Genomic DNA, 8,408 nt, shown 5'->3' with positions numbered 1-8,408 from the left:
CGCCAAGTCCGCGTCGCCGTCTCGTTGGCGCCGCACCCCGTCGGTGGAGGCGGGTTATAGGCCCCACTCCCAAAACTGTCAAACACCTTTTTGCAAAAAAATGACAGAAATGCCGTTACGCAAAATTTTTGCGCGAAACCATATATAGGTTTCACTTTTATGACCTGCAAGGGGCCCAAAACCCGAAAGTTGCGGCCGGATCGGATTGCCCTGCGCGATAATGCCGATAAGATGTTCGCGCAAGTTTCTGCCCACCATAGAATCACCCGCGCGAAAAGCGGCAAATAATCCGGATCGAACACCATGCCCCACGACAAAACACCCCCGGCGTCGCCAAATGATTCGCAAATAGCGCCTGCCTATCCCGGTCCATCGAACCCGATTGAGGTGGTCGACATGCATACCGGGGGTGAGCCGCTGCGAATCATTACATCGGGTTACCCCGACATTCCCGGCAAGGACATTCTGGCCAAGCGCCGCTATGCCAAGGACCACCTTGATCATCTGCGGCGCTTTTTGATGTTCGAACCGCGCGGCCATTATGACATGTATGGCGCGATCTTGGTTGAACCCAGCCTGCCCGATGCCGACCTTGCGGTTCTGTTCATTCATAATGAAGGTTATTCGACCATGTGCGGCCATGCGATTCTGGCCCTTGGTCGCTACGCGATTGATTATGGTCTGGTCAAAGCCGTCGAACCGATCACCACAGTCAATATTGAATGCCCCTGTGGCCTGGTGCGTGCCGAGGTCGAAGTCAGTAACGGCAAAACCGACAAGGTCCGGTTTTCATCTGTGCCATCCTTTATGCTTGCCAATGATGTTTCCTTGCGTCTTCCCGATGGCACGGCCTTTAAAACCGATATCGGATATGGCGGGGCGTTTTATGCCATTCTGGATGCTAGGCAATTTGATATCGCCATCACGCCGGAAAATGTTGGCCGCCTGACCCGACTGGCAGAAGAGATATGCCAAGCGGTGAATGACAGCATCACGCTGGCCCATCCCGATCATGACGATCTGGCCTTTTTATACGGTGCGATCCTGACCGACGGACGCGATATGTATGAGATACCTGCGACACGTAATATATGTGTGTTTGCCAAAAATCAGGTTGATCGCAGCCCAACCGGATCCGGGGTCAGTGCCCGCCTTGCCATTCAACATGCCAGGGGACTGATTGCGCCGGGACAGGTCCGGGTATTTGCAAGCGTAATCGGATCAAGCTTTGAAGGATCGGTTGAAGCGACAACCAGCTGTGGCCCGCATGAAGCGATCATTGCCTCGGTCAAGGGCAAGGCGCATTACAGCGGCAAGGCCAGTTTCTGGTATGAAGAAGATGATGAGGTTGGGCGCGGGTTTATTGTTGGTTGACCCAAAACCACATACCTTCACAGCAGTAAAAAAGGGATGCCAACAGCATCCCTTTTCAAATCGTCAATTGTTTGAGCCTATTCACGAGCCTTGCGCAGGCATCCCATCAAACTATCGGCCGAGCTTTGGATGTGGTTGGCCAGAAGTTCAACGGCTTCATCAACATTGCCTGCTTTGCAGGCCTCAAAAATCTGATGATGTTCGCGTTCAGCCCGGTCAGTTGCCCCGGAAAGCGCAAGCTGTGCTTGGGTAAAGCGCACAGTGTTGTTGCCGATCATACGCACGATCTCGAGCGTCTTGGGACGATTGGATGCACGGTACAGCCGGTCGTGGAATTCGCGGTTAAGCTCGCCCCATTTGGAAACATCGCCAGCGCGGAACGCCTCGTCATAGACCATCAGGATATCTTCGACCGATTTAAGATCGGCCTGGGTCAGGCGCGGGACAGCATGACGCAGAAGATCACATTCAAGGAGCTTGCGGACTTCAAAAAGTTCCTCGATCTCATCAAGCGAGAGCTGCGAGACAACCGCCCCCTTGTGCGGCTGAAACGAAACGAGGCCCTCGGCATCCAGGCGTTGCAAGGCTTCACGGACCGGAATACGTGAAACGTTGTATTCACCCGCAATTGCATCCTGTCGCAACTGGTGACCCGCAGGAAAATCGCCTGTCAGAATGCGTGTGCGAAGATCTTCAGTCACCTGATCGGTGATGGTGCGGCGGGTAAATCGCGGTGTTGCGGTCATTTCAGCTCTTTTTTGGTGTTACACCGACGCTATGTGGCATGCCGGTTGTCGGGCATCTTGTTGCGACCCGACAGAATTTGTCAGTTTTGCTATTCATAGCGTCGGGCCACGTAAGTCGCAATACAATTGCATACTGTATAATTCCACACTCTCCGCCGGTATAGGACAAAGGGGGCATGATGCCCCCTTTTTGCATAAAGATGTGATCTTGGACACGCCTGCCCTATTTGACAATGAAGCCATGAGCATAGGGATCACGGTCATCGATGAAGATGGTGTTGTATCCATGCTTGCGCGCCCAGCCTTCAATCCCCGGTACGACGGCATCAAATTCACCAACCTTGGTTTTCTCGACCACCGACACCCGGAACTGCGAGCCGATGATGCTCTCGTGGACCAACTCATGTTCGGGATCCCACTGCCCCTTGGCGACCAGTTGGGCGAGCCGGGCCGATGACCCGGTTCCACACGGCGAGCGATCAATACCCTTGTCACCATAAAAGACCGCATTGCGATGAGTACTTTCAGGTTGGGTCGGCTTGCCGGTCCACTGGATGTGCGACAGTCCCTTGATATCGGGATGAAGCGGATGCACGAATTCGTTCTGTTCGTTCAGACGTCGGCGGAGTTCCGGGCTGATGCGCTGCAGGTCACCTGCGGAAAAATCCGCCATATCGCGATAGTTTTCCTGCGGTTCGACAATCGCATAGAAATTGCCGCCATAGGCAACATCGACCTTGATGGGGCCAATATCCGGACAATCGACTTCGATATCGGTTTTGTACAGGAATGACGGCACGTTGGTGAGCTTGACCGATTCAACGTAATCACCGACCTGATTATACTCGGCAATTACGAGACCAGCTGGCGTTTCAAGGCGTAAGCGGCCGGGCGTTTTGGGTTTTACCAGCCCTTCCTCGATCGCCATGGTCACAGTCCCGATGGTGCCATGGCCGCACATCGGCAGGCAGCCCGATGTTTCGATAAACAGGACCGCGACATCATAATCATCCGAGGTCGGGTCATAGAGGATCGATCCCGACATGACATCATGACCGCGCGGCTCAAACATCAGGCCGGTTCGGATCCAGTCATAGTCGCGCAAGAAATGTGCGCGCTTTTCAAGCATGGTCGCCCCGTCAAGCTTGGGGCCACCGCCGGCAACCAGACGCACCGGGTTGCCGCATGTATGACCATCGACACAAAAGAAACTGCTTTTCGTCATGGGTGGGGCCTTAAAAACGATTGATACGATAAGGGGTCATGTCGACCGGTGCTTCGCCACTTGCCATCAGGTCAGCAACAAGACGCCCGGTCGTTGCACCCAAGGTCAGGCCAAGATGGCCGTGACCAAACGCAAAGAATGCATTGGCATGGCGCGGGCTTCGGGAAATAACGGGGGTTGAGTCCGGCATGGACGGACGGAAGCCCATCCACTCTGTGCCCCCCTCGGCACTGAGTTTGGGCAGGACCTCTTTGCCCTTGGCAAACAGGGCCTTGGCGCGATCATAATTGGGGGCTGCCAAAAGACCGCCCAATTCCACTGCACCCCCAACGCGAATGCCCATTTCAAGCGGGCTTAGCACGAAGCTGTCATCGGCACAGACAACCATGCGCGACAGTTTGGCATCGTGATAGGGCACGGTGGTATTATAGCCGCGCTCTGTATCCAGCGGGACCGGTGAACCGAGCCGTTTGGCCAGCGTTTTTGACCACGCACCACAGGCAACAACCACATTATCGAAATTAATCATGTCGCCGGCATCCGTGATCGCAGCGCGTGGCTTGCCATCGCGGAAGACGAAATTGGCGACATCGGCGGTTTGGAACTTGCCGCCACGCTCCAGGAAATGCTTGAAGATGCCCGTGGTGATTTTGAAGGGATCAAGGACATGTCCCCAATCTTCTTCCATCACGCCACAGGCAAAGATTGGTGCCAGATCCGGCTCAATGTCGCGGACTTCATCGCGGGTCAGATCGCGCAGTTTGATGCCGTTGCGCCGGCGCAGATCAATCGCGTATTCAGCGGCCTTTCGTGAGGTATTGCTGCGATAAACCGCCATGGCGCCATGCTTTTTGAAAACGGCATCTGCTAGGCCAGCGTCCTTTATCACCGGATCGTAATCATCCCATGCGCGATTGAGCAAGGTCGCCATATTGGTTGCAATTTGCTCTACCCGGGTTTTGCGGCTTGCTGCAAGAAACCGCAGCAACCACGGCATCATCTTTGGCAAATAGCCCCAACGCACCGAAAGCGGACCCAACGGATCCATCAACCATCCCGGAACGCTTTTAAGCATGCCGGGCATCGCAACAGGTGCGCATTCGGACACAGCGATACCGCCAGCATTGCCAAAGGATGCCCCCATGCCCGGCTCCCCACGATCCAGGATCGTGACGTCATAGCCCTTGCCAAGCAGGGCCAAGCCGACATTGACACCAACAATACCCGCACCAATCACAACAACCTTTTGACTGGCGGACGTATCAGATGAACTTGTGGCTTTGGCTGGTGTCATTTTGGGGCCTCACGAATTGGTGTATGTGGCGCTTTCTTTTCTAACCCACGGGCAGATCGCAGGAAACTCCCCCGCGACATGCGCGGAGGAGCCTACTGTTTCATCAAATACAGTACCAGTGCAATCATGGTGTTATGCAACGCGCATCAAGATTGCAAAGCATCGCCCTTAGAGTGACGGGCGGGTATCGATGGCTTTCTGGATGGTTGCCTTGATGGTTTCAAGCTCTTCACCAACCAGGGGCAACCGCGGAGCACGGACGTGGGGTTTGCCAACGCCGGTCATTTCCTGGGCAAGCTTGATGTACTGAACCAGCTTCGCATGGACATCCATGTGCAGAACCGGGGTGAACCAGCGATAGATTTTAAGGGCTTCGGTGTATTTGCCCTCAGACAGCAGCTTCCAGAGCGCGACAGATTCCTTCGGGAAGGCATCGGTGAAACCGGAAATCCAGCCAACAGCCCCCAGAACCTGGGTTTCCATGACCAAGTCATCCATGCCGCAGAACAGAACGAAACGGTCACCACAGGCATTATAGATATCGGTGATACGGCGCGGATCGCCCGAGCTTTCCTTGATCGCGACAAGGTTTTTGACATCGGCAAGCTGATTGAACTCATCGGGCTTGATATCAATGCGATAGGCACCCGGATTGTTATAGATCATGATCGGCAGCTTGGTCGCAGCCGCGACAGTGCGGAAATGTTCGATATTCTCGCGCGGATCGGCGGTGTAAACCATGCCCGGCAGAAGCATCAGGCCATCAGCACCGAGTTTCTCGCATTCCTGTACATAGCGAATGGCTGCACGGGTGGAGCTTTCTGCCACACCGGACAGAACCGGGATACGGCCCTTGGTGACTTCTACCGCCAGCTTCAGGACAGCGATTTTTTCTTCAGGATCAAGGGCGGTGTTTTCGCCAACCGATCCCAGCATAACCAAGCCATCGACACCTGCATCAATCAGGGCTTCGATCTGTTCGGCGGTCATATCAAAATCGATCGAACCGTCTTCGTTCATCTGGGTGGCAACGGCGGGGAAAACGCCAGTCCAGTTTACCTGCATGGAAAAGTAACCTCCTGATATGGTGCGGCAAGACTGCCGCAGCTTTACGCTCTGAAAGCCCAAGGAATAGCGGGCCGCATTCAATTGATGTATATTGTATACAAAATATAAAATCCCGATGCAACGGGTTTCTTCACAACAAAAAAAGGGCCCGAAACCGGACCCTTTTTACGACGAGACTTGATATGCAGGTACCAAAGTGCGCTTAAGTTGTTGCCATCACTGATGTCGACAGCCCTGTACCCGACATGTCGTCGCCAGTTACAAAAGCCAGAGTTTTGGTGATGATGACGCTATCACAAAGCTCGCGCTCAACGAGCATGCGGGCGGCCTGACCATAGGCCTTTCGCCGTGTGTCATCCTCCATCAATTCTTCGATGGCATTGGCCAGCTGAGTGCCATCACGAAGAGGCACCAGAAGGCCATTCTCACCGTGGCGAACAATTTCGCGGCAACCAGGTACGTCAGTCGCGACCATTGCGAGCCCGCTTGCAGCAGCTTCGAGCAATGATTTTGGCAGGCCTTCACGCCAGGAGGGCAGAACCGCCAAATCAGCATCACGCAATAGTTCCGCCACATCTGATCGTTTACCCATCCATTCAATCAAGCCTTGCGACTGCCATTCGAGAAGGTCTTTTTCATCAGCGCTATCAGGATTGGCAGGGTCGGTATCGCCAACCAGCAAAATGCGGTAATTGCGGTCACGCGATTTCAAGATACGCGCAGCTTCAATGAGTTCACCCAGCCCCTTGGACCAGAGCATACGCGCAACGAAAACCCCCGTTCTGGGTTCGGAATCCGCTCGCGTTGCCTTATCAGTCGGCCTGAAGGTCGAAATATCGACCCCGGAGCCACGGATCAGCATCAAACGCTTTTCCGTGAAACCAAGCGCTTTCATCAAAGCATGATCATCTGCATTCTGCACAATCATTCTGATCGACGGGCAAAACGCATACAAGCGAAGCAACAGCGAAACGATATGGCGCACAATCTTTGCCTTTGCACCATCCGAGACAAACAGAAAGCCAAGTCCGGTGACCATATTGACTGTCCGTTTTGCACCAACCATCAAACCGGCAAAGGACGACAATACGACGCACTGGATCGCGACATTCACAACCACATCCGGGTTCTCGCGCCGAATCAGACAAGCAAGTGCCCTGATCGTATTGAGGGACTTGATCGGGCTTAGACCACCGCGCGCGATCGGAATACTAACGACGCGAAAGCCCTCTTTGCGCAGTTCGTGGGCCGCAGCTCCAGTATTACAGGCGACAACAACGTCATCTCCGCGCACCAATGCTGCGCGCCCCAAACCGATACGATGCGAAACAAACGACCAGTCCTCAGTGCAAACAATCATGGTCTTGCGACGCTTGCGCGCGGAGACTTTGGGAAGCATTGCCTCGCGCCGCAAAAATGCCAACGCAAATGTCAGCATCACCACACCGAACCACCATGACGTCCAGAAGGAATAATTGAACAACCCGGCAAACCAGTAAGCTGCCATCATCATCAGCGTCAGACCACTGGCGACAATTCCGTTATGGCGAACGTCCTTGAAGCCCGTCAGGCCGATCATGAACACGAGCGGCACGACCACAACCAGTCCTAACACGCCGGTTTCAAGCCATATCTCCATGAACCAGTTATGTGGATGCCCAGGCAGAACAGACTGCGTTGAGCTTCCGGCCAGTTGATTCGCGCCTGGCACCCACGGCGATGCGTTGATTCCATAACCAATGAGCGGATGATCAAAAACATGGTTAAACGTGAACTGCCAAATCATTTGCCGATGCACATCGACAAGCCACATTGGCAAATAGGGCTCGAAACCTCGCAGATCAGACATGTTCGCCGTCACGTCCCCCAACCAGGAAAGCGCTAAAACAACAAATGCCACCAATAAAGCTGCAATTGACACCTGCATCAACCGCGAACGGATCAAGAATACAGCACAAAAGCCAATTGCCCCCCCGGCAGCCAATATCGCGGAGACATTCGCTCTGCCCTGCGAGACCTCCAAAATTGGCAATACTACAGCCGCCACAGCAAGAGACAAAACCCGGAGTGCATGTTTGCGGTCAATCCCATCGAAAATCAGGATCATTGCGCCAAAGATCAGGAAACTGCCGACAGGCTTCAGACGCCTGGTGATGTCGAAACGGAAGTCTGGCTCCAGCATTGCTTTTAACGACAGAATTTCTGGCTGAACGAGTATAGCAACCACGCAATAGGCCACCAGTATCCATGTCGCATAAACACAGGCATCCCAAGCCAATCTCCACTGCGGTTCGATCAAACGCATGAGATACCAGATGCCTGCAAGCATCGCGAAACGCCCCAGCCATGTGCCGAGCGATTTCTCTGGCACAACGGAAAGCAGTGCTGAAATCAGAAAAACGATCAGTGCGGCAAGAACCAATCCACCAATTGGCGTCGCGATATCCCGGCGCATTTTACGCCATGCGTCACCGTGATGGGCAGAGGCAATAGCGCATACCAGCGACAAGCCAAGTCCAATCCCAAGAGCCGTCCGACCAAAGAAAAATAGCGGTGCCGAAATACCAAACAGAATGGCGGCGATGCCAAGCATTGTCTCGCGCCAATGCCGGGTCGGGACGGTCTGTTGCATGATGGATTGTTCCAAATTGAAGTCTGCCACCTTGCTAACCGCGCAGGACTTGCACGTCAATAATCATCG

Annotated in this window: 7 protein-coding genes; 1 reads left to right on the top strand and 6 read right to left on the bottom strand. The window is 54.1% G+C overall.

Going from position 1 to position 8,408, the window contains the following annotated elements; all coding sequences use genetic code 11:
• Positions 1 to 78: 78 nt before the first annotated feature.
• Positions 79 to 312: a hypothetical protein gene (locus AUQ43_RS06420; protein WP_147250467.1), complete on the bottom strand. Its 234-nt coding sequence runs from the start codon at positions 310 to 312 to the stop codon at positions 79 to 81.
• Between AUQ43_RS06420 and AUQ43_RS06415 the strand changes: the two genes are divergently transcribed.
• Entirely contained in the window at positions 304 to 1,374 is a 1,071-nt protein-coding gene (locus AUQ43_RS06415; RefSeq protein ID WP_084272011.1) for a proline racemase family protein, read from the top strand. The genes AUQ43_RS06420 and AUQ43_RS06415 overlap by 9 nt on opposite strands.
• 77 nt (positions 1,375 to 1,451) lie before the next feature.
• Here the strand turns inward: AUQ43_RS06415 and AUQ43_RS06410 are convergent, their stop codons facing one another.
• The 5 genes from AUQ43_RS06410 to AUQ43_RS06390 form a co-directional block, all read right to left on the bottom strand.
• Positions 1,452 to 2,120 carry a GntR family transcriptional regulator gene (locus AUQ43_RS06410; RefSeq protein ID WP_062955444.1) on the bottom strand — a complete coding sequence of 223 codons (669 nt, stop codon included), beginning with the start codon at positions 2,118 to 2,120 and terminating at the stop codon, positions 1,452 to 1,454.
• Positions 2,121 to 2,343: 223 nt separating this feature from the next.
• A complete protein-coding gene (locus AUQ43_RS06405) occupies positions 2,344 to 3,345 on the bottom strand; it encodes a 4-hydroxyproline epimerase (protein WP_062955443.1) in 1,002 nt (333 codons plus the stop codon).
• A 10-nt stretch (positions 3,346 to 3,355) separates the two neighbouring features.
• Positions 3,356 to 4,639, bottom strand: a complete 1,284-nt coding sequence (locus tag AUQ43_RS06400; RefSeq protein ID WP_062955442.1) for an FAD-binding oxidoreductase — start codon at positions 4,637 to 4,639, stop codon at positions 3,356 to 3,358.
• Positions 4,640 to 4,807: 168 nt separating this feature from the next.
• Positions 4,808 to 5,704 (bottom strand): dihydrodipicolinate synthase family protein, encoded by an 897-nt coding sequence (locus AUQ43_RS06395; RefSeq protein WP_062955441.1) that lies wholly within the window; start codon positions 5,702 to 5,704, stop codon positions 4,808 to 4,810.
• A 205-nt stretch (positions 5,705 to 5,909) separates the two neighbouring features.
• On the bottom strand, positions 5,910 to 8,339 hold the full coding sequence (locus AUQ43_RS06390) for a glycosyltransferase (protein WP_062955440.1): 2,430 nt from the start codon (positions 8,337 to 8,339) through the stop codon (positions 5,910 to 5,912).
• Between the last annotated feature and the right edge of the window lie 69 nt (positions 8,340 to 8,408).

It is taken from the genome of Thalassospira sp. MCCC 1A01148 (genome assembly GCF_001613795.1).
Taxonomy (GTDB): Bacteria; Pseudomonadota; Alphaproteobacteria; order Rhodospirillales; family Thalassospiraceae; genus Thalassospira.
Note: the sequence above shows the minus strand (reverse complement) of the source record. Positions and strands in the feature narration are given on the sequence as shown.